The sequence below is a fragment of the Amycolatopsis sp. NPDC114504 genome (assembly GCF_055633595.1).
In genome coordinates, this window is sequence record NZ_JBVKDU010000002.1 from 1456338 (window position 1) to 1482989 (window position 26652).

General features: G+C 69.8%; 24 protein-coding genes. 14 read left to right on the forward strand and 10 right to left on the reverse strand.

Going from position 1 to position 26652, the window contains the following annotated elements:
• The first annotated feature begins 40 nt into the window (after positions 1 to 40).
• The 3 genes from ACZ7PG_RS18870 to ACZ7PG_RS18880 all read left to right on the forward strand — a co-directional run bounded on the left by ACZ7PG_RS18870 (position 41) and on the right by ACZ7PG_RS18880 (position 5881).
• On the forward strand, positions 41 to 511 hold the full coding sequence (locus tag ACZ7PG_RS18870) for a MarR family transcriptional regulator (protein ID WP_470240303.1): 471 nt from the start codon (positions 41 to 43) through the stop codon (positions 509 to 511).
• A 106-nt stretch (positions 512 to 617) separates the two neighbouring features.
• The gene (locus ACZ7PG_RS18875) at positions 618 to 5036 is read left to right on the forward strand and encodes a DUF7507 domain-containing protein (protein WP_470240801.1); all 4419 of its coding nucleotides are present in this window, start codon (positions 618 to 620) and stop codon (positions 5034 to 5036) included.
• Positions 5037 to 5191: 155 nt separating this feature from the next.
• The gene (locus ACZ7PG_RS18880; RefSeq protein WP_470240304.1) at positions 5192 to 5881 is read left to right on the forward strand and encodes a CAP domain-containing protein; all 690 of its coding nucleotides are present in this window, start codon (positions 5192 to 5194) and stop codon (positions 5879 to 5881) included.
• A gap of 1 nt (position 5882) precedes the next feature.
• Here the strand turns inward: ACZ7PG_RS18880 and ACZ7PG_RS18885 are convergent, their stop codons facing one another.
• The 3 genes from ACZ7PG_RS18885 to ACZ7PG_RS18895 form a co-directional block, all read right to left on the reverse strand.
• Entirely contained in the window at positions 5883 to 6887 is a 1005-nt protein-coding gene (locus ACZ7PG_RS18885) for a cation diffusion facilitator family transporter (RefSeq protein WP_470240305.1), read from the reverse strand.
• 17 nt (positions 6888 to 6904) lie between these two features.
• The gene (locus ACZ7PG_RS18890) at positions 6905 to 7378 is read right to left on the reverse strand and encodes a DUF742 domain-containing protein (protein WP_470240306.1); all 474 of its coding nucleotides are present in this window, start codon (positions 7376 to 7378) and stop codon (positions 6905 to 6907) included.
• A 315-nt stretch (positions 7379 to 7693) separates the two neighbouring features.
• Positions 7694 to 9907, reverse strand: coding sequence for a (Fe-S)-binding protein (locus ACZ7PG_RS18895; RefSeq protein ID WP_470240307.1), 2214 nt, complete (start codon positions 9905 to 9907; stop codon positions 7694 to 7696).
• Between the two features lie 153 nt (positions 9908 to 10060).
• Between ACZ7PG_RS18895 and ACZ7PG_RS18900 the strand changes: the two genes are divergently transcribed.
• The 3 genes from ACZ7PG_RS18900 to ACZ7PG_RS18910 are packed head-to-tail and all read left to right on the forward strand — an operon-like array spanning position 10061 to position 11403.
• A complete protein-coding gene (locus ACZ7PG_RS18900) occupies positions 10061 to 10390 on the forward strand; it encodes a DMT family transporter (protein WP_470240308.1) in 330 nt (109 codons plus the stop codon).
• Positions 10387 to 10947, forward strand: coding sequence for a TetR/AcrR family transcriptional regulator (locus tag ACZ7PG_RS18905; protein WP_470240309.1), 561 nt, complete (start codon positions 10387 to 10389; stop codon positions 10945 to 10947). Before ACZ7PG_RS18900 ends, ACZ7PG_RS18905 begins: the two co-directional genes overlap by 4 nt.
• Before the next feature lie 21 nt (positions 10948 to 10968).
• A complete protein-coding gene (locus tag ACZ7PG_RS18910; RefSeq protein ID WP_470240310.1) occupies positions 10969 to 11403 on the forward strand; it encodes a GNAT family N-acetyltransferase in 435 nt (144 codons plus the stop codon).
• Between the two features lie 42 nt (positions 11404 to 11445).
• On the opposite strand, the gene ACZ7PG_RS18915 is transcribed toward ACZ7PG_RS18910, so the two are convergent.
• Positions 11446 to 11979, reverse strand: coding sequence for a YbhB/YbcL family Raf kinase inhibitor-like protein (locus ACZ7PG_RS18915; RefSeq protein ID WP_470240311.1), 534 nt, complete (start codon positions 11977 to 11979; stop codon positions 11446 to 11448).
• A 174-nt stretch (positions 11980 to 12153) separates the two neighbouring features.
• On the opposite strand from ACZ7PG_RS18915, the gene ACZ7PG_RS18920 reads away from it, so the two are divergent.
• From ACZ7PG_RS18920 to ACZ7PG_RS18950, 7 genes are all read left to right on the forward strand, one after another.
• Positions 12154 to 12924 (forward strand): DUF4097 family beta strand repeat-containing protein, encoded by a 771-nt coding sequence (locus ACZ7PG_RS18920; RefSeq protein WP_470240312.1) that lies wholly within the window; start codon positions 12154 to 12156, stop codon positions 12922 to 12924.
• Positions 12925 to 12954: 30 nt separating this feature from the next.
• Complete coding sequence (locus ACZ7PG_RS18925) at positions 12955 to 13188, forward strand: hypothetical protein (protein ID WP_470240313.1); 234 nt, start codon at positions 12955 to 12957, stop codon at positions 13186 to 13188.
• A 67-nt stretch (positions 13189 to 13255) separates the two neighbouring features.
• Positions 13256 to 14698 (forward strand): alpha/beta hydrolase, encoded by a 1443-nt coding sequence (locus ACZ7PG_RS18930; RefSeq protein WP_470240314.1) that lies wholly within the window; start codon positions 13256 to 13258, stop codon positions 14696 to 14698.
• Positions 14699 to 14877: 179 nt separating this feature from the next.
• Positions 14878 to 16749, forward strand: a complete 1872-nt coding sequence (gene dnaK / locus ACZ7PG_RS18935; RefSeq protein ID WP_470240315.1) for a molecular chaperone DnaK — start codon at positions 14878 to 14880, stop codon at positions 16747 to 16749.
• Complete coding sequence (grpE, locus tag ACZ7PG_RS18940) at positions 16746 to 17453, forward strand: nucleotide exchange factor GrpE (protein ID WP_470240316.1); 708 nt, start codon at positions 16746 to 16748, stop codon at positions 17451 to 17453. Before dnaK ends, grpE begins: the two co-directional genes overlap by 4 nt.
• Positions 17454 to 17489: 36 nt before the next feature.
• Entirely contained in the window at positions 17490 to 18662 is a 1173-nt protein-coding gene (gene dnaJ, locus ACZ7PG_RS18945; protein ID WP_470240317.1) for a molecular chaperone DnaJ, read from the forward strand.
• A gap of 5 nt (positions 18663 to 18667) precedes the next feature.
• Positions 18668 to 19093: a heat shock protein transcriptional repressor HspR gene (locus ACZ7PG_RS18950; protein WP_470240318.1), complete on the forward strand. Its 426-nt coding sequence runs from the start codon at positions 18668 to 18670 to the stop codon at positions 19091 to 19093.
• A 51-nt stretch (positions 19094 to 19144) separates the two neighbouring features.
• On the opposite strand, the gene ACZ7PG_RS18955 is transcribed toward ACZ7PG_RS18950, so the two are convergent.
• The 6 genes from ACZ7PG_RS18955 to ACZ7PG_RS18980 all read right to left on the reverse strand — a co-directional run bounded on the left by ACZ7PG_RS18955 (position 19145) and on the right by ACZ7PG_RS18980 (position 25797).
• Entirely contained in the window at positions 19145 to 20695 is a 1551-nt protein-coding gene (locus ACZ7PG_RS18955) for an ABC-F family ATP-binding cassette domain-containing protein (RefSeq protein ID WP_470240319.1), read from the reverse strand.
• 277 nt (positions 20696 to 20972) lie between these two features.
• The gene (locus ACZ7PG_RS18960) at positions 20973 to 21506 is read right to left on the reverse strand and encodes a DUF305 domain-containing protein (protein WP_470240320.1); all 534 of its coding nucleotides are present in this window, start codon (positions 21504 to 21506) and stop codon (positions 20973 to 20975) included.
• Entirely contained in the window at positions 21503 to 22252 is a 750-nt protein-coding gene (locus tag ACZ7PG_RS18965; RefSeq protein ID WP_470240321.1) for a lytic polysaccharide monooxygenase, read from the reverse strand. Before ACZ7PG_RS18965 ends, ACZ7PG_RS18960 begins: the two co-directional genes overlap by 4 nt.
• A 145-nt stretch (positions 22253 to 22397) precedes the next feature.
• On the reverse strand, positions 22398 to 23114 hold the full coding sequence (locus tag ACZ7PG_RS18970; protein WP_470240322.1) for a dienelactone hydrolase family protein: 717 nt from the start codon (positions 23112 to 23114) through the stop codon (positions 22398 to 22400).
• Positions 23115 to 23167: 53 nt separating this feature from the next.
• Positions 23168 to 24343, reverse strand: a complete 1176-nt coding sequence (locus ACZ7PG_RS18975; RefSeq protein WP_470240323.1) for a globin domain-containing protein — start codon at positions 24341 to 24343, stop codon at positions 23168 to 23170.
• A gap of 275 nt (positions 24344 to 24618) precedes the next feature.
• Positions 24619 to 25797, reverse strand: a complete 1179-nt coding sequence (locus ACZ7PG_RS18980) for a globin domain-containing protein (RefSeq protein ID WP_470240324.1) — start codon at positions 25795 to 25797, stop codon at positions 24619 to 24621.
• Positions 25798 to 26119: 322 nt separating this feature from the next.
• Between ACZ7PG_RS18980 and ACZ7PG_RS18985 the strand changes: the two genes are divergently transcribed.
• Positions 26120 to 26605 carry a MarR family winged helix-turn-helix transcriptional regulator gene (locus ACZ7PG_RS18985; protein ID WP_470240325.1) on the forward strand — a complete coding sequence of 162 codons (486 nt, stop codon included), beginning with the start codon at positions 26120 to 26122 and terminating at the stop codon, positions 26603 to 26605.
• The last annotated feature ends 47 nt before the right edge of the window (positions 26606 to 26652 follow it).

The window sequence follows — 26652 nt, forward strand, 5'->3', positions numbered from 1 at the left end:
TTCGTTCTGTCGAACTAAAGAGTGGGCTAGGCTGGGGCCCGTGTCAAGCGAGCGAGCGCAACTGGTCGAAGAAGTCCTGCTCAGGTCGCGGGAGCTGTCGACGGAGACGGTCATGTTCCACACCGCGATCTCCGAGACGCGGGGGCTGTCGGCGGTCGACAGCAAGGTCCTGGACTACCTCGCGCGGTTCGGGCCGCAGACGCCGAAGGACCTGGCGCGGCTCTCCGGCCTGGCGCCCGCGTCGGTGACCGCGATGATCGACCGGCTGGAACGCAAGGGCATCGTCGACCGCCGCCCGCACCCGGACGACCGCCGTCGCGTCCTCATCGCGCTGGACGAACAGGCCATCGCGAGCGGCGTGCACCTCTGGGACAACCTCGTCAAGCGCATGTACGAGCTGTGCGACCGCTACACCGACGACGAGCTCCGCACGGTGATCGGGTTCGTCGAGGGGGCCACCGCCCTCACCCACGAATCGACGGCGAAGCTGACCGGCGCCACGGACGGGTGAAGGTAGAGGCGCGAAGGGCTCGCTCGTGCCAGGCTCCGAAAGGTCGTCCAGGCCCCGGAGGTAGCGCGGAATGCGGTTGTCCGATAGACCGCTTCGCTTGGTTCTCGTGCTGGCACTGGCCTTACTGGCCGCAGCGCTGACGCCGTCGGCCGGCGCGGCGGGCGCCCCGCCCTTCGCGGTGGGCTACGACGACGTCGTCTACGGCGACTTCCTGTACGCGGGCAACGGCGTCCTGCGCTGCCCGGTCGCCGCCGACCACGCGCCGGCCGCCGGCGCGGTCGACACCCCCGCGGCGTGCGCGAACACCGCGGACCGCAAGGACACCCTGGTCAACGACGACTTCTTCATGCAGTGGGCCGACGTCGATGCCGACCCGGGCACGTTCGACTCGGCGAGCGCGTCCGTCCGCATCCCGCCCGGCGCCCGGATCGTCTTCGCCCGCCTGAACTGGGCGGGCAACACGACGGGGACGACGTGCGGCTTCCGCGAGGGCGTTCCCGCCGTTCCGCCGCCCGGGAACCCCGCGACGCAGAACGTGCGGCTTTCGGTGGGCAGCGCGAAGTCCGTCGAGGTCAAGCCGTCGGCCTTCGCCGAAGACGGCCCCTACTACTCCGCCCACGCCGACGTGACCAGCCAGTTCGCGGCCGCGCCGACCGGCGTCGCGCTCGACGTGACCGTCGGCAACGTCTGGGCCCCCCGGGGTTTCGACTGCGCCGGCGGCTGGTCGATCGCCCTGGTCTACGCGTACCCGTCCCGCAACCCCGACTTCGCGCCGAACAAGCGCAAGGTCGTCGTCTACGACGGACACGTCCGCCAGGCCTCCGACGTACCCACGGAAACGACGATCGCCGGCTTCCGCGCGGCGGCCGCCGACGCGCACATCGGCGTCACCGCCTACGACGGCGACTGGGGCGGCTCCGGCGACCAGTTCCTCGTCGACGGCACCCCGGCCGCCGAGCCCGCGACCGGCGGGACGTCGAACTTCTTCATCTCCAACGCCGACAACGCGGCCGCGCCGGGGGTGAAGAACAACTTCAGCGTGGACGCGAAAGCGTTCGACGTCGACAGCATCCCCGCGGGCGCGACGAGCGCGAAGCTCGGCTTCGTCACCAGCGGGGACAGCTATCTCGCGCAGAACATGGCGTTTTCCGTGCCGGTGCCCGAACTCCAGGTCGCCCTGCGCGCGACGCGGCCGAAGGCGCACGCCGGCGAGCCCGTGACGTTCGCCGTCGCCGTCACCAACCCGGGCGGCATCGCGGCGTCCGGGGTGCAGGCCGCCGACGAGACCTTTCCGGCCTGCGCCAAGCCACTCGGCACGCTCGCCCCGGGTCAGACGGTCACGTACGAGTGCACCGGCCCCGCCCCGGCCGACGACTTCACCAACGCGGTGAAGGCGACCGGCACGAGCGCTCTCGGCGACGCGCTCGACGGCGGCGCGACCGCCGCCGTCGATGTCGTGCACCCGTCCTTGGGCATGACGAAGACCGCCGACAAGCCCGCCTACCGCGCCGGCGACACCGCGACCTTCGCGATCAAGGTCACGAACACCGGCGACACCGGCCTTTCCGGCTTGCTGGTCACCGACCCGAAGGTGCCTTCGTGCGCCCTCACCGGAGCTCTCGCGCCCGGCGAAAACCGCACGACGACGTGCACGGCGAAGGCCCCGATTGCCGACGGCGTCAACACCGCGACGGCCGCCGCCACCGACGAGCTCGGCAAGCAGGTCACCGCCACCGCGGACGCGCCCGCGCCGACGATCGCGCCCGCCGTCGAGGTCATCAAGACCGCCGACCCGCCGGTGATCCACGCCGGCGACGCCGTGACGTTCACCGTCGCGGTCAAGAACACCGGCGACAGCCCGCTCGCACCGGTGAAGCTCACCGACGACACGACGACGTCGTGCTCGCGCACGTTCGACGGCCTGGCCGCGGGCGCGACGCGGACGTACACGTGCACGGCGAACCCGTCCACCACGACGACGTCGCACGTGACCGCCACCGGCACCGACCTCGCGGGGCAGCCGGTGGCCGCCACCGCGCCGTCGACCGTCACGGTGATCACGCCGGCCCTGACGCTCACGAAGGACGCCGCACCCGGCATCGTCCGCGCCGGCGACCCGATCACGTTCACGATCACGGTCGCCAACGTCGGCGACGCGCCGCTGACCGAGGTCGCCGTCACCGACGACCGCACGCCGGCGTGCGCCAAGACGATCGGCGCGTTGCCGCCGCGGGCAAGGCAGACGTACACCTGCACGGCACCGGCCCCACCGGACGACTTCACCAACACGGCGGCAGCGTCGGGCAAGGACCAGCTCGGCCGCACGGTGAAGGTCACCGACGACGCCGTGGTCGACGTGATCCACCCGGGGGTGGCGCTCGCCGCGCAGGCTTCGCCCGCCGCGGTCCGCGAAGGCGACAAGGTGACGTGGACGATCACCGCCACCAACACGGGCGACGTGCCGCTGACCGGCGTGACGGTCGCGGACGACCAGGTCGCGGAGTGCGCGAAGCCGCTCGGGACGCTTCAGCCGCAGGCGACTTCGGCGTACACGTGCACGACGGTCGCGGGCGCCACCGGCTTCACGAACAAGCCGGCGGTGACGGGTGTCGACCCGACGGCCCGGCCGGTGACGGTGAGCGCGGTAGCCGCGTTCACCGTGCAGCACCCCGGCGTGACGATCACCGCGGCGGTCACCGGCGGGCCGTTCCGCGAGGGCGACGCCGTGCCGCTGCGGATCACCGTGCACAACACCGGCGACGTGCCCCTGACCGCCCTGCGAGTCACGGACTCGCAGACGCCCGGCAGCCGGGCCACGAGCACCCTGGCCACCGGCCCGCAGGCGCGAGCCACAGGCTGTGCGCAAGCCCTCGACGGCGCCCTCGAACCCGGAGGCACCCGAGACTTCGGCTGCACCCTCACCGCACCGGCCGACGACGTCACCGCCGCCGTCCAGGTCACCGGCACTCCGCCCACCGGCCCCGCGGTCACCGCGAACGCCCAGGCCACCGCCGACGTCATCCACCCGGCCATCGCGGTCACCAGGACCGTCGACCCGCGAGTCGTCCGCTCCGGCGACACCGTCACCTCGACGATCACCGTCACCAACACCGGCGACAGCGTGCTGCACGACGTCTCCGTGGCCGATCCCGACGCACCGGCATGCGCCAAACCCCTGGGTTCACTCGAACCGCGAGCTACGCAGAACTACAGCTGCACTCAAGTCGCCGGCGAAGCCGACTTCACCGCCACCGCGAAGGTCACCGGCACCGACGCCACGAACCGTCCCGTGACCGCCACCGCCGGGGAACCGGTCGATGTCATCCACCCGGCGGTCACCATCACGGACGACGCTACGCCCGCGCGGGTCCGGCAGGGCGACACCGTCACGTTCACCCTCGTCGTCACGAACACCGGCGATGTCCCGCTGACCGACGTGTCCATTGCGGACAGTCGCACTCCGGCATGCGCTCAGTCCATCGGCACCCTCCCTCCCGGCGCTCTCCAGCACTACTCCTGCACGGTAAACGCCGGCACCGACAGTTTTGTGAGCTCCGCCACCGCGACTGGCACCGATCCGACGAACCGCCAGGTCAGCGCGACCGACGACGCGGCCTACACCGTCCTGCACCCCGCCCTCGAGATCACGCAGGACGTGCGGGGCCCCTTCCGCCAGGGCGACGCCGTGCCGTTCACGGTCACCGTCACGAACACCGGCGACGTCCCGTTGACCGACGTGAAGGTCAGCGAGCCCTGCGTGAAGGCCTTCGACCGGCTCGAAGCCGGCGCGAACCAGAAGTTCGACTGCGCCACGACCGCGCCGCAGGACGACGTCGTGAGCAAGGCGAAGGTCGTGGCCACGGCCCCGACCGGCCCGCCGGTCACCGCGGAGGACGCCGACGAGATCGATGTCATCCACCCGGCCGTGAAGATCGCCCAAGAAGCGACGCCGGGCACGGTCCGCGCGGGCGACGACGTCACGTTCACGATCAGCGTCACCAACACCGGTGACGTGCCGCTGATCAGCATGTCCGTTGTGGACGACGATCCGTGCGCCAAGAAGTTCGCCGCACTGGCGGCCGGCGAAAAGCGGATCTACACCTGCACTCGAAAAGCGCCGGAGGACGACTTCACCACCACGGCCGAAGTAACGGGAATGGACTCGACCAATCGCTCCGTGCAAGCAAAAGCCGAAGCGAAAGTCGACATAGTCCACCCCGAGATCGCGCTCATGAAGGACGCGACGCCGTTCGAAGTCCGCCAAGGCGACACCGTCACGTTTTCGATCCTGGTCAAAAACACCGGTGACGTGCCGCTCACCGCCGTGTCCGTCGTGGACGACCACACGACGTCGTGCGCGCACACCACGCCGGTACTGGCCGCGGACGCCGAAATCACCTACACCTGCACGACTGTCGCAGGTGGGGAAGGCTTCACGGGCAAGGCGACCGTCACCGGCCAGGACCCGACCGGCCGCCCGGTGACCGCGTCCGGCGACGCGACGTTCAAAGTCCGAAGCGGCTGAATGGAGTAACGCCGGAGCGTCCGATTGCCGCCGGTTCCCGGTCGGTCGTCGAATGCCCGGCGCAAGAAATGTGACCAGTGCGTTCGTAGGGTTCTCGGTGTAATCGTTCCGTGATACGTTCTCGCGCCGTGTCCCCCATTGGTGAACGTGGTCGCGTGGTGATGGTGTCACTCAGTGTGCTGCTCGGCGTTTTCTCCGCCGCGACAGGCACCTGGATGGCCACCGCGGAAGGAAACACGGCCGAACTCGGCGCCGCGGCCTTGGTGCTGCCCGATGCGCCGGGCGGTGCCGGGGGCGGCAGCGGCACGGACCTCGCCGGGGGGCAGTCCCCGGCCCCGAAGCAGGCCACGACCGGCGCCCCCGCGCCGACGACGTCCAGCGCGGCACCGACGCCGACCGAGACCTCCGAAGCGCCGAAGTCGACGACGTCGGAACCGGCCCCGCCGCCGACCACCAAAGCCGCTACCCGCGTCGCGTCCTCGACCGTCGACCAGGTCGTCTCCCTCGTCAACGACGAACGCGCGCAGGCGGGCTGCAAGGCGCTGACCGCGGAGTCGCACCTGACCGAGGCCGCGCAGGACTACAGCGACGACATGTCGGCCCGGAACTTCTTCGCCCACACCAACCCCGAAGGCGTCACGTTCGACGTGCGCATCAAGAACGCCGGCTACTCGAAGCCGGGCGCGGAGAACATCGCGAAGGGGCAGACGTCGGCGGCGCAGGTCATGGACGCCTGGATGAACTCCGAGGGCCACCGCGCGAACATCCTGAACTGCTCGCTGACGAAGATCGGCGTCGGGTTCACCAAGGCGGGCAACTACTGGGTCCAGGACTTCGGGTACTGAGCTAAGCCGGGTTGTTCCACCGCTCCGCGATGTCGCCGTAGCGGGCCAGCACGGTCGCCCGCAGCTCGGGATCCGTCCGCGGCACCGGCTCGATGAACACCTCGGTGACGTCGTTGAAGGACTCGGTCAGCTCGGCCGCGATCCGGACGCAGGCGCGTTCGAGGTCCGCGGCGCCGAGCGAGTCGTCGAAGTCCACGCGGGTGCAGACGAGGACCTGGTCGGTGCCCATCAGCATCGTCTGCAGGTCCACGACGGCCTCGATCTCCGGCGCGGCGGACAGGTGGTCGCGGACGCCGCGGACGATCTCCGGGTTGGCCTGGCGGCCGATGAGCAGGCCGCGGTTCGTGCGCCCGAGCAGGTAGGCGACGCAGGCGAGCAGCACGCCGATGACGATCGACGCGACGCCGTCCCAGACCTCCGAGCCGGTGATCTGGTGCAGTCCGATGCCGGCGAACGCGACCAGCAGGCCGATCAGCGCGGCGGAGTCCTCGAAGAGCACGGTCTTCGGGGTCGGGTCGTCGATCATGCGGAGGTACGCCCAGATCGTCCGGTTCTCGGCCTTCGACTCGCGGACGACCTGGCGCACGGCCTGCACCCACGACGTGCCTTCGAGCAGGAAGGCCACCGCCAGCACGATGTAGCTGAGGATCGACGTGCTCTGCGCTTCGCCGTGGCCGAAGAGCGTCGAAACGCCTTCGTAGAGGGCGAACATCGAGCCCGACGCGAAGATCGACACGGCGGCGAGCAGCGACCAGAAGTAGCGCTCCTTGCCGTAGCCGAAGGGGTGCACGCGGTCGGCCGGGCGGTCGGAACGTTTCAACGCCGTCAGCAGCAGGACTTCGGTGAACGTGTCGGCCACCGAGTGGGCCGCTTCGGAGAGCATCGCGCCCGAGCCGGTGATGATGCCCGCGATCAGCTTCATGATCGCGATCGCCAGGTTCACCCCGCCGGCCAGCAGGACGGTCAGCGTGCTTTCGCCACCGGGCTTTTCGGGTTCCTCGCTCACCTTGGTGAGCGTAATGGTCAGAGGCGGCGCAGGCCGTGCAGCACGCGTTCCATGAGCGCCGCGGCCGGTCGGCCGTCGGTGTTCACGCGGTTGTCGTGGATCGTGATCAGGCCCTGCTCGGCCATGTCGTCGAGGAGCACGCGGGCGACGCCGAGCGGCACGCTGAGCCTGGCCGCGACCTCGGCGACCGAGCGCGGGTGGTGGCACAGCGTGCGCACCGAGCGGAACTCGCCGGTCAGCCGGGCGCCGTTCCAGTGCGCGCCGGCCCGCGTCGAGACCATGGCCTCGATCGCCAGGTGCCGCCGCGACTGCGTCCGGCCGCGCGTGAGGACGTACGGGCGCACGAGCGTCCGCTGGACGGGAACGTAGCCGATGGGTTCGCCGGTCCGGCGCTGTTCGAAGGGTTCCTCGCTGCGGAGCGCGTGGCGGCCGGAGGAGGGGTGCCGATCGTCCCCGCGTCCAGCCGCTGTGGTCCGCGGGTCCTCGCCCATCCTCGCTGCCCCCTGATTCCGTGATAGTCGAAGTGGCCTCGCTGGCAGCGGTGGCGGCGAGGAAAGGCCAGGATACGCCGGACCACTGGGCTTTTGGCCAAGGTTTCTTGTTGGCCTGATGGGCCATTTCGGTGAATATCATGAACATTATTCGGGAAATCGATTGCCGTGACAAAATCCCAGCTAGTGGACGTGAAGATCCGTGACAACGGGTAGCTCGGTGGCTACGGAAATGCGCGAATAGCGCGTTTTCCGCAAGGAAAACGGCCCCGGCCAGGAAGTCCTGACCGGGGCCGTGCACATTTTCGATCTGTGTCACTCTTCTGCGAGCGACGGCGCTCCGAGTGCGATCGGCTTCGGCTCCGGCTTGCGCTTGACGGCTTCGAGCAGCATCTGTGCGACGTCGACGATCTCGACCTTCTCGCTCGCGGCGCCGTCGGCCTGCCGCGCGGTGAGGCCGTCGTTCAGCATCACCTTGCAGAACGGGCAGCCCGTCGCGATCTTCGACGGCGCGGTGCCGAGCGCCTCGTCGACGCGCTCGACGTTGATCCGCTTGCCGATCTTCTCTTCCATCCACATGCGCGCGCCGCCCGCGCCGCAGCACATCGACTTGTCGCCGTGCCGCGGCATCTCGCGCAGCCGTGCGCCGGTCGCGCCGACGAGCTCGCGCGGCGCCTCGTAGACCTTGTTGTGACGGCCGAGGTAGCACGGGTCGTGGTAGGTGACGTCCTCGGCGACCGGCGCCACCGGCACCAGCTGCTTCTCGCGGACCAGGCGGTTCAGCAGCTGCGTGTGGTGCACGACGTCGAACTGGCCGCCCAGCTCCGGGTACTCGTTGGCGAGGGTGTTGAAGCAGTGCGCGCAGGTCACGACGACCTTGCGCGCCTTGCGCTCACGTCCCTCGAACACCGAGTTCAGGACCTCGACGTTCTGCTGGGCGAGCATCTGGAACAGGAACTCGTTGCCCGCGCGGCGGGCCGGGTCACCGGTGCAGGACTCCTCCGAGCCGAGCACCTTGTACTTCACGTCGGCCATGTGGAGCAGCTCGGCGACCGCGCGCGTCGTCTTCTTGGCGCGGTCCTCGAACGCGCCGGCGCAGCCGACCCAGAACAGGTACTCCGCGTCGCCCATCTCGCCGTCGAACACCGGGACCTCGAAGTCCAGGTCCTCGGTCCAGGCCAGCCGGTCCTTGGCGTTCTGGCCCCACGGGTTGCCCTTGTTCTCCAGGTTCTTGAACATGCCGTTCAGCTCGCTGGGGAACGACGACTCGATCATCACCTGGTAGCGGCGCATGTCCACGATGTGGTCGACGTGCTCGATGTCGACCGGGCACTGCTCGACGCAGGCGCCGCAGCTGGTGCACGACCAGAGGACGTCGGGGTCGATGACACCGCCGTCGTCGCCGATCAGGGCCTTCTGGGACTCGGCGATCGCGAGGACGTCGATGCCGGCGTACATGTTGTCCCCGGACAAGCCCACTTCGTCGCCCGCCATGTCGCGCTTGCCGCCGGCCATCAGGTACGGCGCCTTCGCGTAGGCGTGGTCACGCAGCTGCGTGATCAGCAGCTTCGGCGACAGCGGCTTGCCGGTGTTCCACGCGGGGCACTGCTCCTGGCAGCGGCCGCACTCGGTGCACGTCGAGAAGTCCAGCCAGCCCTTCCAGCTGAAGTCCTCGATCTTGCCGACGCCGAAGGTGTCCTCGTCCGGGTCGGCTTCCTCGAGGTCGAGGACCTTGCCGCCGCTCATCATCGGCTTGAGCGCACCCAGGGCGACGCCGCCGTCGGCCTCGCGCTTGAAGTAGATGTTGAAGAACGCGCTGAAGCGGTGCCAGGCGATGCCCATGGTCATCGTGCGCGCGACGACGATCAGCCAGACGGTGGCGCTCATCAGCTTGACGAACGCGAACACCGTGACCAGGTTCGGGCTGGCCGGCAGCAGCTCACCGAGCGGGTTCGAGACGAAGGCGGCCCAGGTCGGCGTCTCGTGCGCGCCGAGCGCGGCCTTCGCGGCGCGGACGCCGATGATGCCGATGCCCTCGACCAGGACGACGGCCTCGATGAAGTACGCCCACTTGAAGTTGGAGCCCTGGAAGCGCGACTGGCGGTCGGCGCGGCGCGGGTGGTTGCGCTGGCGGATCGCCATCAGCACCAGGATGCCGACGATGGTGCCGAGGCCGAGCAGCTCCATGAGCAGCTGGAACGGCGGGAAGTCGTCGAGGATCGGCCAGCCCCAGCTCGGGACGAAGACCTCGCCGTAGGCCTCGAACAGGGCGAGCGAGCCGAGCAGGAAGCCCCACATGACGAGCCAGTGCGCGGGACCGACGCTGCGCTTGCGGTTCATCCGCGTGTGCGCGGCGAACTCCTTGACCAAGGTCTTCATGCGCGGCATGAAGGGACCGTTGCGCGTCGAGTCGGGCTGCCCGAGGCGGATCACCCGCACGAAACGGGCGATCGTCGCGGCGAACATTCCCCAGGCGACGACGCCGAGCAGGACCGAGATCCCGCCGAGCGTCAGTTGCAGAGCGCCCATCGTTCGGGTGCCTTTCGTCCGGATGGATCAGTGGTGGTGCCGGGAGACTAACCGTCCTTACTGATGAGTAACCCGTTGAGTGGCCCTAAGTCCCACCGATGTGGTGTACGTCGCTCTTTGTTTCGGGACGATCGTTCAGGTAGTTTTCACCCTATGGGTGCGTACCTTCTCCTCGCGTTGGCGATCGTCGCGGAGGTCTCCGCGACGGTCTCCTTGAAGCTCTCCGAGGGCTTCTCCAAGCTCGGGCCGTCGATCGTCGTGGTGGCCGGCTACGCGGTGGCGTTCGTCGCGCTTTCGTACGTGCTGAAGCTGGGGTTGCCGATCGGCGTCGCGTATGCCATCTGGGCCGCGGCCGGCGTCGCACTGGTGGCGATCGTCGGCGTCGTGTTCCTGAAGGAGCCGGTCAACGCGGCCATGATCGCGGGACTGGCACTGGTCATCGGCGGTGTCGTGCTGATCGAAATCGGGAGTGCATCGACGTGAAACTGCAGGTCGACGGCCGCAAGGCCCGCGGGGACAAGCGGCGCGCGGAGATCATCGAGGCGACGCTGCGGGTGATCGAGCGTGACGGCGTCGCCGGCGTCACGCACCGGATCGTCGCGGCCGAGGCCGGCGTGCCGACGACGTCCACGACGTACCACTTCTCGTCACTGGACGACCTGCTGATCGCGACGCTCATCTCGTGCGCCCGCGACATGGCCACCGAGGTCTACTGGATGATCGACCGGGCCCGGTCCCGCGGTTCGCGCGGCGCGGATGAGGTCGCCGGCCTGCTGGCCGAGGCCTTGGGGCCGCGACGCGGGCGCACGATGGCCGAGTACGAGCTGTACCTGCTGGCGGCGCGGAAGCCGGAGCTGCGCCCGGCCGCGCGGCGCTGGCTGGACGTACTGACGTCGATGGTCCGCCACGACGACGAGGTGGCGTTCCGGGTGTTCCTCGCGGGCATCGACGGGCTGCTGATCCAGGGCCTGATCGACGACGAGCCGCCGTCCGCGGACGAGCTGCGGCCGGTGGTGGCCTACCTGCTGAAACCGCGTTGACGCGGTCGTTAGCTTCGGATCATGCGGACCTTCGGTGACTACGAGCTCGACGACGACCCGACGCGGCTCGACCTCGACGCGGTGTGGAAGTTCCTCTCGACCGAGGCCTACTGGGGCCGTTGGCGCACGCGCGCACAGGTCGAAGCGGCGATCGACGGGTCGTGGCGGATCGTCGGCGCGTACCGCGGCTCCGAGCTGGTCGGTTTCGCACGCGCTTTCTCCGACGGCGTCGGCTCGGCGTACCTCGCCGACGTGTTCGTGGTCGACTCCGCGCGCGGCACCGGCGTCGGCAAGGAGCTGGTGCGCGAGATGATCGACAACGGGCCCGGCGCGGGTTTCCGCTGGATGCTGCACACCGCCGACGCCCACGGGCTGTACCGGCAGTTCGGCTTCGACGAGCACACGAAGGGCCGCTACCTGGAGCGCGAGGGCGTCAACAAGGAAGCCCTGCGCTGACCCGGCGCCGTTGCGGCACCAGCGCCGGGCCCTCCCGCTGACTCAGCCCTTGTTCTCGTACACCGGCGTGATCACCGCGCGGGCCAAGGTGTGCCCGAACATGTTGAAGCCGAGGAACGCCGGTGTCGCGTCCTCCGGGACGTCCAGCTTGTCGACGTCGAGTGCGTGCACCGCGAAGTAGTAGCGGTGCGGGCCGTGTCCGGGCGGGGGCGCCGCGCCGAGGAACTGCTTGACCCCGCCGTCGCCCTTCAACGTCACCGCGCCCTCGGGAAGGCCGGAGCCGTCGCCCGCGCCGGAGGCCAGCTCCGTCAGCGACGGCGGGAGGTTGAACACCGCCCAGTGCCAGAAACCGCTGCCGGTCGGGGCGTCCGGGTCGTAGCACGTGACCGCGAAGCTCTTCGTCTCCGCCGGGAAGCCTTCCCAGGCCAGCTGCGGCGAACGGTCCTCGCCGCCGGCGCCGAAGATGCCGGAGAGGTGGGGCGTGGCCAGGGTTTCGCCGTCGGCGACGTCGGTGCTGCGGAGGGTGAAGGACGGCACGTCGGGCAGGGATTCGTACGGGCCGGGTGCTTGCGGCATGGATCCTCCTGATCACGGAACTGGAGCCTGGCGCCAGGTTAGGCCCCTCGCGCCACCCCCGCGTGTCAGGGACGGATCTCAGGGTTCTTCGGGGGGTTACCCCCATGTGCCGGGCCCGTGCCGAGCCATAACGTTTTCTCACGCAGAGGAAACAACACTGAGGGGACCACGACCATGGCGCGCCCGCTTCTGGCTCTGGGTGGCATCGTCCTGATCGGCGTCGGCCTGGCGACCGCGTTCGGCTGGGGCTGGGGATCGGACTTCGAGAACAGCAAGACCCTCTCGGAGACCATTCGCAGCGTGAAGCTGGAAGGCGACTCGGGGTCGGTGAAGATCCGCACCGGCACGGGATCGTCGACGGTCCACGAAAAGATCAACTACCACTGGCGCGGCAAGCCGGGCGACACGTTCTTCCGCGTCGACGGCGACCAGCTGGTGCTCACCGACTGCGGGAACAACTGCTCGGTCGACTTCGAGGTGGTCGTGCCCGCGGGCGTGCCGGTCAGCGGCAAGGTCGACTCCGGTGGGCTGGACATCGCCGGGGTGGCGAGCGTGGACGTCCAGGCGGACTCGGGCCACGCCCGCGTCGAAGACGTTCCCGGGCTGGTGAAGCTGCGGCTGGAGAGCGGCGGGATCGACCTGTCGGACGTCGGTGAGGTCCAGGTGCACGCCGACTCGGGCAGCATCAAGGCCGAAGGCGTGCGGGGCCCGGTCGACGTGACGGCGTCGAGCGGGAGCGTCGACTTCACGCTGGCGCGGGCGAACAACGTCAAGATCAAGGCCGACAGCGGGAGCGTCGACGTCGAGGTGCCGGGCGGGCCGTACCGCGTCATCGGCGACAGCGACAGCGGGCGTCGCACCATCGACGTCCCGAACGACGGCTCCGCGCCGAACACGCTCGACCTCACGACCGAAAGCGGCAGCGTCACGGTCCGCGCGGCCTGACCTTTTCCTTACTACGGGGGCTTTTTCACCATGGTCAAGATCGAACGGCGCGTGCTGGCGGCCGCGCTGCTGGGGGCCATCGCGATGTTCGGCGTCGTGGGGTTCACCCGGGGGGAGGGGTCCGCGGCGCCGGCGCAGGGGGTGCCGGTCGCCGCGGATTCCCACTATCGAGTGACTTCCTGGGTCGGTACTCCGGCCGAAGTCGTTGTGCAGCAAGGAAACTCGGATTTCTTCCTTTCTTCCTGGACCGGCCACCGCTCCTGAACCGTCGGTGGTCGCTGTTAGGAAGGGTGCACGCCGAAAGCCGGCGTGCAGGGGGAGGAACAAGATCATGGACGTGCGCCGGGTCGCCGCGGTCATCGCGGCGGTCGTGGTCATGGCGGCGGTACCGGCCGTCGCCGCGGCGTCTTCGCTTGCGTGGCACGCATGTGCGACGCAGCAGGAACCGACAGCCGAATGCGCGACGGTCGACGTGCCGATCGACCGCGCGCGGCCGGAGCTGGGGGCGGCGCGGCTCGCGCTGGCCCGGTTGCCCGCGCTCGATCCGGGCCGGCGGATCGGCTCACTGCTGGTGAACCCGGGCGGGCCAGGCGGTTCCGGCGTCGGGTTCGTGCAGTTCGGCGGGCTCGCCTCACCGGACCTCGCGCGGCTGCGGCAGCGGTTCGACGTCGTGGGCTTCGACCCGCGCGGCGACTGGTTCAGCACGCCGCGCATCACGTGCGACCCGGCGACGTTGTTCGACCCTGCGCTCGACCGGTTCCCGTCGACGCGGCCGTCGTTCGACGCGCTGGTGGCGCACAACCGCGCGGCGGGCGAGGACTGCCTGGCCCGGACCGGGCCGTTGCTGGCGAACGCGGACACGCAGAGCGCGGCCGAAGACATCGAGACGATCCGCACGGCCCTCGGCGAGCCGAGGATCTCGTGGCTGGGCCTGTCGTACGGCACCGAACTGGGTGCGGTCTACGCGTCGAAGCACCCCGGGCGGGTGCGGACGATGGTGCTCGACGGTGCCGTCGACCACGCCCGGCCGCTGCGTCAGGCGATCCTCGAAGAGGCCGCGGCGACCGAAGACGCGCTGGTCCGGTTCGCGGACTGGTGCCGCGGCTCGGCCGACTGCGCCTTGCGGGGGCGCGATGTCCTCCGCTTCTACGACGACGTCGTGGCCCGGGCGGCCCGCGGCGCGGTGTGGGCGAGCGACCTGGGCCGTCCGGCGACGGCCGACGAGATCTCGGCGGGCGTCTACAACCACCTCTACATCCGGGCGGAGTGGCCGGCGCTGGGCAAGGCGCTGGCCGCGGCCGGCGGTGAGTTCCCCGACGCCAAGGGGCTGACCGAGCGGAACCAGTTCCTCTCCCCGATCTACGGGGCGTACCGGGCGATCGGCTGTCACGACTTCCCGTCGCCGTTCACCGGTCCGGCGGACATGGGCGCGCTGGCCGGGCTACTGCGCGCGGTGGCGCCGCACAGCTGGCGGTACTCGGAGTTCTGGGACTTCACCAGCGGCTGCACGGGCTGGCCGGTCCCGGCGAAGAACCCACCGCAGCGGCACCCGGTCCACGGCGCCCCGCCGATCCTGGTGGTCGGCGGCGCCCACGACCCGGCGACGCCGCTGGCCTGGGCCCGCGGCCTGGCGGCGAGCATCGACGGAGCGGTCCTGCTGACCCGCACCGACGACGGCCACACGGGGTTGTTCAACTCAGCGTGCGCCCGCGCGGCCGAGGTGGACTACCTGGTGAGTGGGGTCACACCCGCTTCGGGCCAGATCTGCCGCTGAACCCGGGAACAAGAACCCGGACCGGCTCGTTAGGCTGGTTACGAAGGTTGAGTGCGGTCGGCTCAAGTACGACTTGACGAGACGCACGAAGGCCTGACTAAACTTGCCAGAGCCTCGCTCAAGGCGAGGAAGAACGTGCAGGTCACGTACATAGCAGGCTTACACAGGAGGAAAGCACCATGGCGCGAGCGGTCGGCATCGACCTCGGCACGACCAACTCGGTCGTAGCCGTCCTTGAGGGCGGCGAGCCGACGGTCATCGCCAACTCCGAAGGCTCCCGGACCACCCCGTCGATCGTCGCCTTCGCCAAGAACGGCGAAGTGCTGACCGGTCAGCCGGCGAAGAACCAGGCGGTGACGAACGTCGACCGGACCATCAGGTCCGTGAAGCGGCACATCGGCACCGACTGGAAGACCGAGATCGACGGCAAGAACTACACGTCGCAGGAGATCAGCGCCCGGGTGCTGATGAAGCTCAAGCGCGACGCCGAGGCGTACCTGGGCGAGACCATCACCGACGCGGTGATCACCGTCCCGGCGTACTTCGAGGACGCGCAGCGGCAGGCGACGAAGGAGGCCGGGCAGATCGCCGGCCTGAACGTGCTCCGCATCGTCAACGAGCCGACCGCCGCCGCGCTGGCGTACGGCCTGGACAAGGGCGAGAAGGAACAGACCATCCTGGTCTTCGACCTCGGTGGCGGCACCTTCGACGTCTCGCTGCTGGAGATCGGCGAGGGCGTCGTCGAGGTCCGCGCGACCTCCGGTGACAACCACCTCGGTGGCGACGACTGGGACGAGCGCATCGTCAAGTGGCTGGTCGACAAGTTCAAGGCCACGAACGGCATCGACCTCACCAAGGACAAGATGGCGCTGCAGCGCATCCGTGAGGCCGCGGAGAAGGCGAAGATCGAGCTGTCCAGCTCGAACTCGGCCGGCATCAACCTGCCGTACATCACGGTCGACGCCGACAAGAACCCGCTGTTCCTCGACGAGCAGCTTTCCCGCGCCGAGTTCCAGAAGATCACCTCGGACCTGCTCGAGCGCACCCGCAACCCGTTCAACAACGTGATCCGCGACGCGAACATCGCCGTCGGCGACATCGACCACGTCGTGCTCGTCGGTGGTTCCACCCGCATGCCGGCCGTGTCCGACCTGGTCAAGGAGCTGACCGGCGGCCGCGAGCCGAACAAGGGCGTGAACCCGGACGAGGTCGTCGCGGTCGGCGCGGCGCTGCAGGCCGGTGTCCTGAAGGGCGAGGTCAAGGACGTCCTGCTGCTGGACGTCACCCCGCTGTCGCTGGGCATCGAGACCAAGGGTGGCGTCTTCACCAAGCTCATCGAGCGCAACACCACGATCCCGACCAAGCGTTCGGAGATCTTCTCCACCGCGGACGACAACCAGCCGTCGGTGCAGATCCAGGTGTTCCAGGGTGAGCGCGAGATCGCCGCGCACAACAAGAAGCTCGGCATGTTCGAGCTGACCGGTCTCCCGCCCGCCCCGCGTGGCGTGCCGCAGATCGAGGTCACCTTCGACATCGACGCGAACGGCATCGTGCACGTCCTGGCGAAGGACCTGGGCACGAACAAGGAGCAGTCGATGACGATCACCGGTGGCTCCGCGCTGCCGAAGGACGACATCGAGCGGATGGTCAAGGACGCCGAGGCGCACGCCGAGGAGGACAAGACCCGTCGCGAAGAGGCCGAGACCCGCAACCAGGCCGAGACGCTGGTCTACCAGACCGAGAAGTTCCTCAAGGACAACGACGACAAGCTGCCCGAGGACCTCAAGGCCAAGGTCAAGTCCGCGATCGACGAGTCGAACGAGGCGCTCAAGGGCACCGACTCGGCGAAGATCCGTGAGTCGATCGAGAAGCTGAACACCGCTTCGCAGGAGCTGGGCACCGCCCTGTACGCCAACGCGAACGCCGATGCGGCAGCCGGTGCGGCCGGAGCTTCGGGTGCGGCCGGTGGCGACGCCGGTGCGGCCGGCGGCCAGGCCAAGGCCGATGACGTGGTGGACGCCGAGATCGTCGAAGAGGACGAAAAGAAGTGACCCACAGCTACGACGAATCCGAGAACCAGGGCCGCGGCCCCGAGGAGCCGGTGGTCGTGCGGGATCGGCGGCGGGTGGACCCCCAGACCGGGCAGGTTCGCCCGCCCGGTCCGGCCCACGCCGCGCCGGAGCCGGAGGACGCGCCCGTGGAACACGCGGGCCCCTCGCTTGGCGAGTCCATTGTGGACGACTCGGTGTCGGTTTTCTCCGACGTCGAGAAGGAGCTGGCCGAGCGCACCGCCGACCTCCAGCGCCTGCAGGCGGAGTACGCCAACTACCGCAAGCGGGTCGAGCGTGACCGCGAGGCGGTCGTGCTCGGGGCCAAGGCGACGGTGGTGAACGACCTGCTGCCGCTGCTCGACGACCTCGAGCGGGCCGAGCAGCACGGCGACCTCACCGGGGCGTTCAAGGCCGTCGGCGACAAGCTGATCAGCGGCCTGCAGCGCGCGGGGCTCGAGTCGTTCGGCAGCGAGGGCGAAGCCTTCGACCCGAGCGTGCACGAGGCCGTGCAGCACAACACCTCGCCGGAGGTGGCGGGCCCGACGGTGACCGTGGTCATGCGTCGCGGCTACCGCTTCGGCGACCGGGTGCTGCGGGCGGCGCTGGTCGGGGTCACCGACCACGAGCCAGGCGGCCCGGCGGAGCACCCGCCCGTCGGTGGCGAGCTGCCGCTCGGCGGCGGACTCGATGACCAGCAGCAGTAAGCAACATCCGGTTCGACTGGAAGGAGGAGGCGCCCGATGAGTGCTCGGGAATGGGTCGGCAAGGACTTCTACCGTGAACTGGGCGTCTCCTCCGACGCCACCCAGGACGAGATCAAGAAGGCCTACCGCAAGCTGGCCAAGGAGAACCACCCGGACGCGAACGCCGGCAACGCGCAGGCGGAGCAGAAGTTCAAGGCGGTCTCCGAGGCCTACGGCGTGCTCTCCGACGCGAGCAAGCGCAAGGAGTACGACGAGGCGCGGCGGCTGTTCGGCGGCGCCGGGGGCGGGTTCAACTTCCCCGGTGGCGGCGGTACCGGCAGCTTCGACGTCGGCGACATCTTCGGCCAGGCCGGTGCCAACCAGCAGGGCGGTTTCGGCGGGCTCGGCGACATCCTCGGCGGGCTGTTCGGCCGCGGCCGCACGACGGCGGGCGCGACGGCCAACCGGCCGCAGCGCGGAGCCGACGTCGAGACGGACGTCCGGATCGACTTCACCGAGGCGGTCAAGGGCGCGACCCTGCCGCTGCGGCTGTCGAGCCCGGCGACCTGTTCGACGTGCGGTGGCAACGGCGCGAAGCCGGGCACCTCGCCGCGGACCTGCCCGACCTGTTCCGGGTCCGGGCTGGTCAGCCGCAGCCAGGGCGCGTTCGCGTTCTCGGAGCCGTGCCGCGACTGCCGCGGGCGCGGGCAGATCATCGACGACCCGTGCCCCGAGTGCGGCGGCGAAGGGGTCAGCACGCGGACTCGCACGCTGACCGTCCGGATCCCGTCGGGCGTCGACGACGACCAGCGGATCCGGCTGGCCGGCCAGGGCGAGCCGGGCCGGGGTGGCGCGCAGGCGGGCGATCTGTACGTCCGGGTGCACGTGGCCCCGCACGCGCTGTTCGGGCGCAAGGGGCTCGACCTGACGATCACCGTGCCGGTCGACTTCACCGAACTCACGCTCGGCACCACGATCACGGTGCCGACGCTCGAGGGCAAGGTCTCGCTCAAGGTGCCGCCGGGTACCGCCAGCGGACGGGTGCTGCGCGTGCGCGGCAAGGGCATCGCCAAGCGTGACGGCTCGCAAGGTGATCTTCTCGTCACCCTCACCGCGGCGATTCCCGCCAAACTGGACGACAAGGCGCGCGAAGCACTGCAGGCGTACGCCGAGTCGATGGCCGGGCACGACCCCCGGCCCGAGATCACGGAGCTGCTCGAAGGCAGGTGAGTGGGATGTTCGGCGGGATCCCTCAGGAAGGCGACGAAGAGACCCCGGTGTTCGTCATCTCGGTGGCGGCACAGCTCGCCGGGATGCACGCGCAGACGTTGCGCACCTACGACCGGCAGGGCCTGGTTTCCCCAGGCCGCACTTCCGGTGGCGGGCGGCGCTACTCGATGCGGGACATCGCGCTGCTGCGCGAAGTCCAGCGCCTGTCGCAGGAAGACGGCGTCAACCTGGCCGGCATCAAGCGGATCATCGAGCTGGAAAACCAGGTCGACGCGCTGCGGGCCCGGCTCGCGGAGCTGACCGAAGAGCTGGCCGCGGCCTACGTCGCGGGCGAACAGGCCGCGGCGGCGGCGCACGCGTCCTACCGCCGGGACCTGGTGCCGCTCAACCCGCAGACCGCGATGGTGGTCTGGCGTCCCAAGCGCCGCTGACGTTCCGACGTACCGAAGGCCTCCCCGGGTGACCGGGGAGGCCTTCGTGCGTCAGAGGGCCAGCCGGGGCCAAGCCGCGAGATCCGCCAGCATCCGGCGGTCGTGCGTCGCCACGACCACCGCGGCCGGGGTCTCGAGCAGAGCCTCGGTCAGCTCCTCGACGAGCACCGCCGACAGGTGGTTGGTCGGCTCGTCGAAGACGAGGACGTCCGGGCGTCCGGCCAGCCGCAGGGCCAGGTCGAGCCGCCGCTGCTGCCCCTGGGACATGCGGCCGACCGGTGTCCGCAGGGCTTCCGAGTCGAGCAGGCCCATGGCCGAAACCGGGACACCCGCGCGCTCGAACAGCCGGCGAGCGGTGAGCTCTTCCGGCCACGCCGGGACTTCCTGGCCGATCAAGGCCACCTTCGCGCCGGGCAGGTGCCGGACCGACCCCGTCGTCGGTGTGAGCTCGCCGGCGAGCGCCGACAGCAGCGTCGACTTGCCCGCGCCATTCTCTCCTGTCACGAGCAGCCGGTCGCCGCGGTCGAGGGAGAGCGTCACCGGGCCGTCGAGACGGCCGGCGACGCCGACTTCGTGCAGGCGGACCAGCGCTTGAGCGCCGGAGCCGAGATCGGGCCACCGCAACGACAACGGCGGCTCGGGCACGGTCACGCGATGGGCCTCCAGCGCCGCCCGCTCCCGGTTGAGCGCCTGGACGACGCCGGGCGCGCGGGACTGGCGCTGGTGCCGTCCGGTGCCCTTGTCCGGTCGCCAGCCGGTGCTGAGCCGGTCTCGCGCCTGCGTCACCGCGAGCGTCAGCTGCCGGTGCGTGTCCTGCTGTTCCTCGAACTCCTGCGCCCAACGTTCGCGGTCGCGCCGGCGGCCGTCCTGCCAGGCCTGGTAGCCACCCGCGTAGCTGCGCGGACTGCCGTCCTGGCTGGGGTCGAGGTCGAGGAACTCGGTCGCGACGTCGCCGAGCAGCGCACGGTCGTGGCTGACCAGCGCGACGCCGCCGTCGTGGCCGCGCAGGCGGTCGGTGAGAAATGCGAGGCCGTCGGCGTCGAGGTGGTTGCCGGGCTCGTCGAGCAGCAGGAAGTCGTGCCGCGCGCCGAGCAGGCAGGCCAGGCGCACGCGGTAGCGCTGCCCGACCGAAAGCGTGCCGAGCTCGCGGGTCCGGTCGGCGCAGGCGCCGAGGGCTTCGAGCGCGATGTCGACGCGACGTTCGGCGTCCCACGCGTCGAGGCGGGTCGCCGCCTCCAGCGCGGCGGCGTAGTGGTCTTCGTCGAAGTCGGAAATCGCCGCGTCGAGTGCTCGCAAGGCCTCATCGACGTCGCGCAGTGCTTCGGTGGTCAGCGTGCCGACGGTTTCGCCGGACCGGAACGGCAGCGCCTGCCGCGCGACGCCGACCGTGCCCGTCCGGTGGACGGTGCCGTGGTCGGGCGCCCGGAGCCCGGCGAGGACGTGCAGCAGCGTGGTCTTGCCGCGACCGTTTTCGCCGACAATCGCCAGCCGCGACCGGGCCGAAACGGTGACGCTCACGTCGTGCAGGACGCGGCGGGAGCCGAGCGTGACGCCGACGTGCTCCGCGCGCAGGTGGGCGTGGTCGAGTAGAGGGGAATTCAAGGGATGCTCCGCAGCTCTGGAGGGAGCCGGGCAGCACGAGAGCGGCCGCCCGGCGAAGGCCGGAACGGCGGGCAGGGAAAGGAGATCGGTGCGCCGCCGTCAGCGGCGGCTGCGCAACCTCGCGAAGACGGCGAAGGAGAACTTCATGATCACGAGGCTAACGCGGCCCGTGAGCGCGGCCAACCGAATATATCGGCACGAGGCGGGCAGCGAACGCGCGACCGCGAGCAGCTCGGCAGGAGGCTGCTCGCGGTCGCACCCCGGGGCCGCGGGGACGTCACACCTTGAAGTTCAACAGCTGCTTGACCTCGGCGTTCCTCGACTCGATGACCCGCCGGGCCAGGTCACGGGACTGGGCGTTGACGCCGCCGCCCGCTCCGTTCTCCGTCTGGGCCAGCTCGACCGCGCCCTGCTGCTGGCCGGTCAGGACGTCGAGGAACTTGCGCGGGAACTCACCCGGCGGAGCCGTCCGTAGGGCGCTCACCAAGTCCGGCGATGTCATCTTCATGCCGCCGTGACCCGCGTGGGCGCCGGGGTTCATGTCCATCGTCTCGGGCTGGCCCCAGGCGCGTAGCCAGTTCTTCATGTCCGTGATCTCGGTCTGCTGGGTCGACTCGATCGCCGCCGCCAGCTCCTTCAAGGCCGGAGGCAGCGGGTGGTCCGCGGCCAGGCGGACGATCTCGATGCCCTGCTGGTTCTGGGGGATCAGCATCTGCAGGAACATCACGTCGGCCGCGTTGTACGTGGGTGGGGCCGCCGTCGCGCCGCAGCCCGTGAGCAGCAGCGCGACGACGGCCAGCAGCACTCTCACTGACGCTGCCAGAGCGCCGGCGTGTTCGGCGGCTCCCAGCCCGCGATCGCCGTGTGCGGCTGGAGGCAGCGGTAGCTCACGCCGTTGTACGTCACCACGTCGCCGGCCTTGTACGCCGTTCCGGCCGCCCACGTGCCGCTCGACGGCGGCGTGGTCGGGGTCGTCGTCGGCGGACGGGTCGTCGTCGGGGGCGGGGTCGTCGTGGTCGGCGGCGGGGTTCCGCCGCCGCCGATCTGGAGGTCGACGCAGCTGTAGAACGCGTTGGCCGTGTCGGAGATGTTCCAGATCGCCAGCACCTTCACCCGGCCGGAATACCCGGCCAGGTTCACCGTGTGCTGCACGGTCGCCGGCGGCTGCTGGCCGTTGCCGTCGAACGACTTGATGAGCGTGTTGCCGACGTAGTACTCGTAGCTCTTGGTGGCGTGCCGGGCGGTGAACACCCAGTTGAACGTCACCGAAGTGCCGACCGACTTGGCCGGCCATGGCTTCGACTCGTCGGCCAGCTCGGCGAACTGACTCAGCCCGGCGTTGCAGCTGCGCAGGCCCTTGGGACCTTCGACGCTCTGGGGTTCGTAGACGATCTGGCCGCAGTCGGGCACCTTCCCGGCCTTGCAGTTGGCCTGCCGGCTGGGCGGATCGGAGATGTACCCATGGGCACTCGCGGAGGTGGCGGGGAGGACGACGACCAGCACCGGGGCGAGGAGAGCACCGGCTGCGGCCGCGAAAAGCTTTCGCTTCAGGGTCATTTCGGCTCCTCGAGGGGGAACAGCTTTGTTCCGGAGGGAGGACGAACGAGCACATCCGGGGAAGATGTGGTCTAGACCATAAGGCGATTCGGGCACAACGGTCAATCAACTACAGCCGTTCAGCAGAAACGCTAGCCCGCTCGGCTCAGTGCGAAGGTCGGGCCGGTTGCTGCAGGTGATCGCCGAAGAACGCCGTCACCCGGCGCCACGCGTCCTCGGACGCCTCGTGGTGGTAGGTGAACCCGACGACCTTGAGCAGCAGGTTCAGCGGCGGCGCGACTTCGATCTTGTTCGCGAACCCGTGGCTCGCGCCGTCGTACTCCTTGACGTCGTGCGGGATCTCACGCTCGGTGAGCGCCGTCTCGAGCTTCGCCGCCGCGCCGCGCAGCGAGAAGTCCTTCTTGCCGAAGCTGGCGACGATCGGGCACGCGTCGTCGAGGACGGCCAGGTTCTTCGGGAGCTGCCCGTAGTACGGCGCCGACGCCTCGAAGCCGCGTGACGCCGCGACGAGCGCGAAGCCGCCGCCCATGCAGAACCCGGCGATGCCGATCCGGCCCGAGCAGTCCGCGCGGCCGGCCAGGAGTGTGCGGGCCGCCTCGATGTCGTCGAACGTCCGGCCTTTGTTCGCGAACATGTCCGAGAACACGCGACGTACGCAGCGGCGGAACCCGCCGCGCGAATACATGTCCGGGCTGAGCGCGAGGAAGCCCTCGGCGGCGAAGCGGTCGGTGATGTTCTTCGTGTCCTGGCTCAGCCCGAACGCGTCGTGGATGAGCACCACGCCCGGGTGCGGTCCCTCGCCGGCGGGCTCCGCGAGGTAGCCGCCGATGGTCCCGTCCGAAACCGGAATAGTCATCTCCATATCGGTGAAGATAGCGAGAATCCGCCCCGCCCGCGCGGCCCGCTGAGAGTTCCTCAGTCCAGGGTGAACGGGTCGAAGCGAATGCGTTCGAGCTCGATGCCGGCGGTCAGCAGCTTCGCGATCGTCGCCCGGATCATCGGGGGTGAGCCGGAGACGAGGATGTCGTGGTCCTTCCAGGAACCGCGCTGGGTCACCGCGTGGGCGAGCGTGCCGCGGTCGCCGCCCGGGATCGCGCCCTCCTCGGTCACCGGGGTGACCGTCAGCCACTTCGACACCGCGGTCAGCCGCCGGAGGTCGTCGAGCGCGTACAGGTCCTCGGGTCTTCTGCCGCCGAAGAACAGGTGCACCGGCGGGTTGCGCTTCCAGTGCGCGAGGTCGTCGAGGATCGAGACGAACGGCGTGACCCCGGTGCCGCCGGCGATCATCAGCAGCCGCTTCCTCGTGGCGGTCGGGCGCACGTTGAGCGTGCCCATCGCCGGCCCGAGCCGCCACGTGTCCCCCGGTTTGGTGTGGTTGACGATGGCGCCGCTGACCCAGCCGCCGGGGACCGTGCGCACGTGGAACGTCATCTGGCCGTCGCCGCGCGGCGCGGTCGCCGGGGAGAGGTAGCGCCACATCCGCGGCCGCTGCGGCACCTCCACGCTCACGTAGCTGCCGGCCCGGAAGGGCAGCAGGCCTTCGGTCTGCACCCGCACCATCGCGACGTCGCGGGACAGCTTGCGGTGGTCGAGCACCCGCGCCGCCCACGAGGCGGGCCCGGTTTCGGCCTGCGCGGCCTCGCGCATGGTTTTGGCGATGAGCCCGTACGCCGTCGTCCACGCGGACTCCACCTCGGGCGTCCACTTCTGCTTGAGGAACCGCTTCAACGCGGCCAGCAGCGCGACCCCGACGGCGTCGTAGTGGCGGGCGACGACGGCGAACTTGCGGTGGTCGCGGCCCAGCTGCCCGAGGAAGGTGATCAGCTCGTCGGGCCGGTCGACCATCTGCACGACGTAGACGAGCGCGCGCAGCAGCCGGCTCCGCTGGCTCGCCATGGTGACCGGGAACATGTCGCGGCATTCCGGCGCGACGACGAACAACACGCCGTAGAAGTACTGCGCGACTTCGTCGGCTTTCGGTTCGATCTCCGCAAAACTTTCACGAATCAGCCGAGCTTGTTCGCGACCTTCCACTGTGGAAACGGGGACGGCCTTGGGTGGTGCGGAGATCTTCACGGATTCAGCAGTCATCGGGAACGGTAATCTCCAGTCGTGCAAAGGCTTTTTTTGCGCCGTGCATGCGGCGATGCTGTAGCGGTGCCGCCCCCGAGGGTTTCCGACTGTATGCGAATTCCCGTGCAGATGCGCGTGATTCCGCGCGGTCCGCTCGAACGGACCAATTTCGCCACACCGGGTAAACCCCGTCTGTCACAGCGTAAAAACGATCACCCGGAAGATTTACCCGGTTCGCGTAACAATTATCGTCGTTCGTTCGATTTGTGCACCGGATCGGTGTGTCTATTCGACTAGTCGATCGTGAACGGGTCGTACTGGATCTGGTCCAGCACGCTGCCCGCGACCAGCATGCGCGACACCGTCGCGCGGATCATCGCCGGCGAGCCGGACACGAGGATGTCGTGGCCGGGCCAGGAGCCGTACCGCGTGATCGCCTCGGCCAGCGTGCCCTGCTCGAACCCCGGGACGTCGCCGCCGCGCTCCACCACCGGCGTCACGTTCAGCCAGGGGTTCACGGACGCGAGCGCGCGCAGTTCCTCCAGGTCGTAGAGGTCTTCCCGGGACGGCCCGCCGTAGAACAGGCGCGTCTTCGGGTTCTCGCCCCACAACGCGAGGTGGTCGAGGATCGACCGCAGCGGCGCGACACCCGTCCCGCCCGCGACCATCAGCACGCCCCGCGACGACTCGCGGTCGACCGTCAGCCGGCCGAGTGGCGGACCGAGCCGCCAGACGTCGCCGGGCTGGGTGTGGCTGACTATCGCCCTGGACACCCAGCCGCCGTCGATCGCGCGGACGTGGAACTCGATGCCGCCGTCCTCGCGCGGCGCGTTCGCCGGCGAGAGGTAGCGCCACAGCCGTGGCCGCTGCGGGACTTCGACGCTCACGTACTGGCCGGGGTGGTAGGGCACGGGCTGGTCGGGCATCAGCCGCACCAGCGCGAGGTCCCACGTCAGCCGCCGGTGCTCGACCACGGTGGCCTGCCACGACGGCGGGTTCGTGTCGGACGCGGCCGCGTCCTGCATGGCCCGCGCGGCGATGGTGAACGCCTCCGCCCACGCCCGTTCGACCTGGGGCGTCCACTCCCGGCCGAGGTGGTTCTTGAGCGACGCCAGCAGCGCGGTGCCGACGGCTTCGTAGTGCCGGGGCGCGACGCCGAACTTGCGGTGGTCGCGGCCCAGCTGGCGCAGGAACGGCGCGAGGTCGTCGGGCCGGTCCACCATCTGCACGATGTGCACCAGCGCGCGCACCAGGCGGCCGCGCTGGATCTCCATGTTGATCGGGAAGAAGTCGCGCGTGGTCGGGGCGAGGGTGAACAGCATCCCGTAGAAGAACTGGGAGATGTCCGCGATGTACGGCTCGGACTTCGCCCAGCTTTCGCGGATGAGCCCGACCATCGCGACGACGCCGGCGGGAGCTTGACGCGGGGACGAAGAAGACCTGGGGAGCGGGCTGACGGAGTCGGCTGTCATGGCGTGGTGTTCGCTGCTCGGGGACGGTGGAGCGGTGGTGCCGGGTCAGTCATCGACGGCCCGGGCGCGGAGACGGCCTTCGTGCACACGGCCGCCTCCTGAGTCCATCGCCACTGCATCCGCCTCGTTACTCGCGCGGGCCGCGCGCGCGGCCCGTCCGCAGGGTAGCCGCCGGGCGCCCTTTTGCTCGCATTGTTGCTCCGACCGGGTGTATCGCTCCCGGTCACGGCGTGGGCGACCTCACCGGGAAGATTCTTGCCCGCGCAAGCGTTCCACAATAAACTTGTATTGGACAAGTAATAGCTGGGGCAGGGAGGGTCCGATGGGCTTCGACGACACCGACGACGACGTCCGGGTCGAGCTCATGCGCGAGCTGAAGACCGCGTCGCAGCTCCAGCACGCCTGGATCATGCAGGCCTGGCAGGACCAGCCGGGGTTGCACCCGGCGGCCGCGATGCTGCTGTCCGACCTCGCGAAGAACGGCGAAGCCAGGCCGTCCGAACTCGCCAAGCGCCGGTTCGTCGACCTGTCGGTGGTCAGCAGGCAGATCACGCAGCTGTCCGCCGCCGGGCTGGTCGACCGCCGTCCCGCGCCCGAAGACGGCCGCGCGTCCCTGGTGAGCGTGTCCGAGAAGGGCCGGGAGGAGCTCGCCCGCTGGCGGGCCAACTACCTCGAGTTCATGGAGAAGGCGCTCGGCGGCTGGGACGACGAGCGCGTCACCGACCTCATCGGCAGGCTCGCCGAGATGAACGCCGACCTGCGCCGCGCGCTCGGCAGCGCCGCCTGCCTCGCCGACACGACCAAGTGACGCCGGGCGAAGCGGTAACACCGGGAGTTGCATTTTGCACGCCGGAT

Bases quoted from the DNA above. Each gene is read 5' to 3' on its own strand.
- ACZ7PG_RS18890 (WP_470240306.1), bottom strand. From the start codon at position 7,378: ATGGGCGAGGACCCGCGGACCACAGCGGCTGGACGCGGGGACGATCGG.
- ACZ7PG_RS18895 (WP_470240307.1), bottom strand. From the start codon at position 9,907: ATGGGCGCTCTGCAACTGACGCTCGGCGGGATCTCGGTCCTGCTCGGC.
- ACZ7PG_RS18900 (WP_470240308.1), top strand. From the start codon at position 10,061: ATGGGTGCGTACCTTCTCCTCGCGTTGGCGATCGTCGCGGAGGTCTCC.
- ACZ7PG_RS18910 (WP_470240310.1), top strand. From the start codon at position 10,969: ATGCGGACCTTCGGTGACTACGAGCTCGACGACGACCCGACGCGGCTC.
- ACZ7PG_RS18915 (WP_470240311.1), bottom strand. From the start codon at position 11,979: ATGCCGCAAGCACCCGGCCCGTACGAATCCCTGCCCGACGTGCCGTCC.
- ACZ7PG_RS18920 (WP_470240312.1), top strand. From the start codon at position 12,154: ATGGCGCGCCCGCTTCTGGCTCTGGGTGGCATCGTCCTGATCGGCGTC.
- ACZ7PG_RS18925 (WP_470240313.1), top strand. From the start codon at position 12,955: ATGGTCAAGATCGAACGGCGCGTGCTGGCGGCCGCGCTGCTGGGGGCC.
- ACZ7PG_RS18930 (WP_470240314.1), top strand. From the start codon at position 13,256: ATGGACGTGCGCCGGGTCGCCGCGGTCATCGCGGCGGTCGTGGTCATG.
- dnaK (WP_470240315.1), top strand. From the start codon at position 14,878: ATGGCGCGAGCGGTCGGCATCGACCTCGGCACGACCAACTCGGTCGTA.
- dnaJ (WP_470240317.1), top strand. From the start codon at position 17,490: ATGAGTGCTCGGGAATGGGTCGGCAAGGACTTCTACCGTGAACTGGGC.
- ACZ7PG_RS18950 (WP_470240318.1), top strand. From the start codon at position 18,668: ATGTTCGGCGGGATCCCTCAGGAAGGCGACGAAGAGACCCCGGTGTTC.
- ACZ7PG_RS18965 (WP_470240321.1), bottom strand. From the start codon at position 22,252: ATGACCCTGAAGCGAAAGCTTTTCGCGGCCGCAGCCGGTGCTCTCCTC.
- ACZ7PG_RS18970 (WP_470240322.1), bottom strand. From the start codon at position 23,114: ATGGAGATGACTATTCCGGTTTCGGACGGGACCATCGGCGGCTACCTC.
- ACZ7PG_RS18975 (WP_470240323.1), bottom strand. From the start codon at position 24,343: ATGACTGCTGAATCCGTGAAGATCTCCGCACCACCCAAGGCCGTCCCC.
- ACZ7PG_RS18980 (WP_470240324.1), bottom strand. From the start codon at position 25,797: ATGACAGCCGACTCCGTCAGCCCGCTCCCCAGGTCTTCTTCGTCCCCG.
- ACZ7PG_RS18985 (WP_470240325.1), top strand. From the start codon at position 26,120: ATGGGCTTCGACGACACCGACGACGACGTCCGGGTCGAGCTCATGCGC.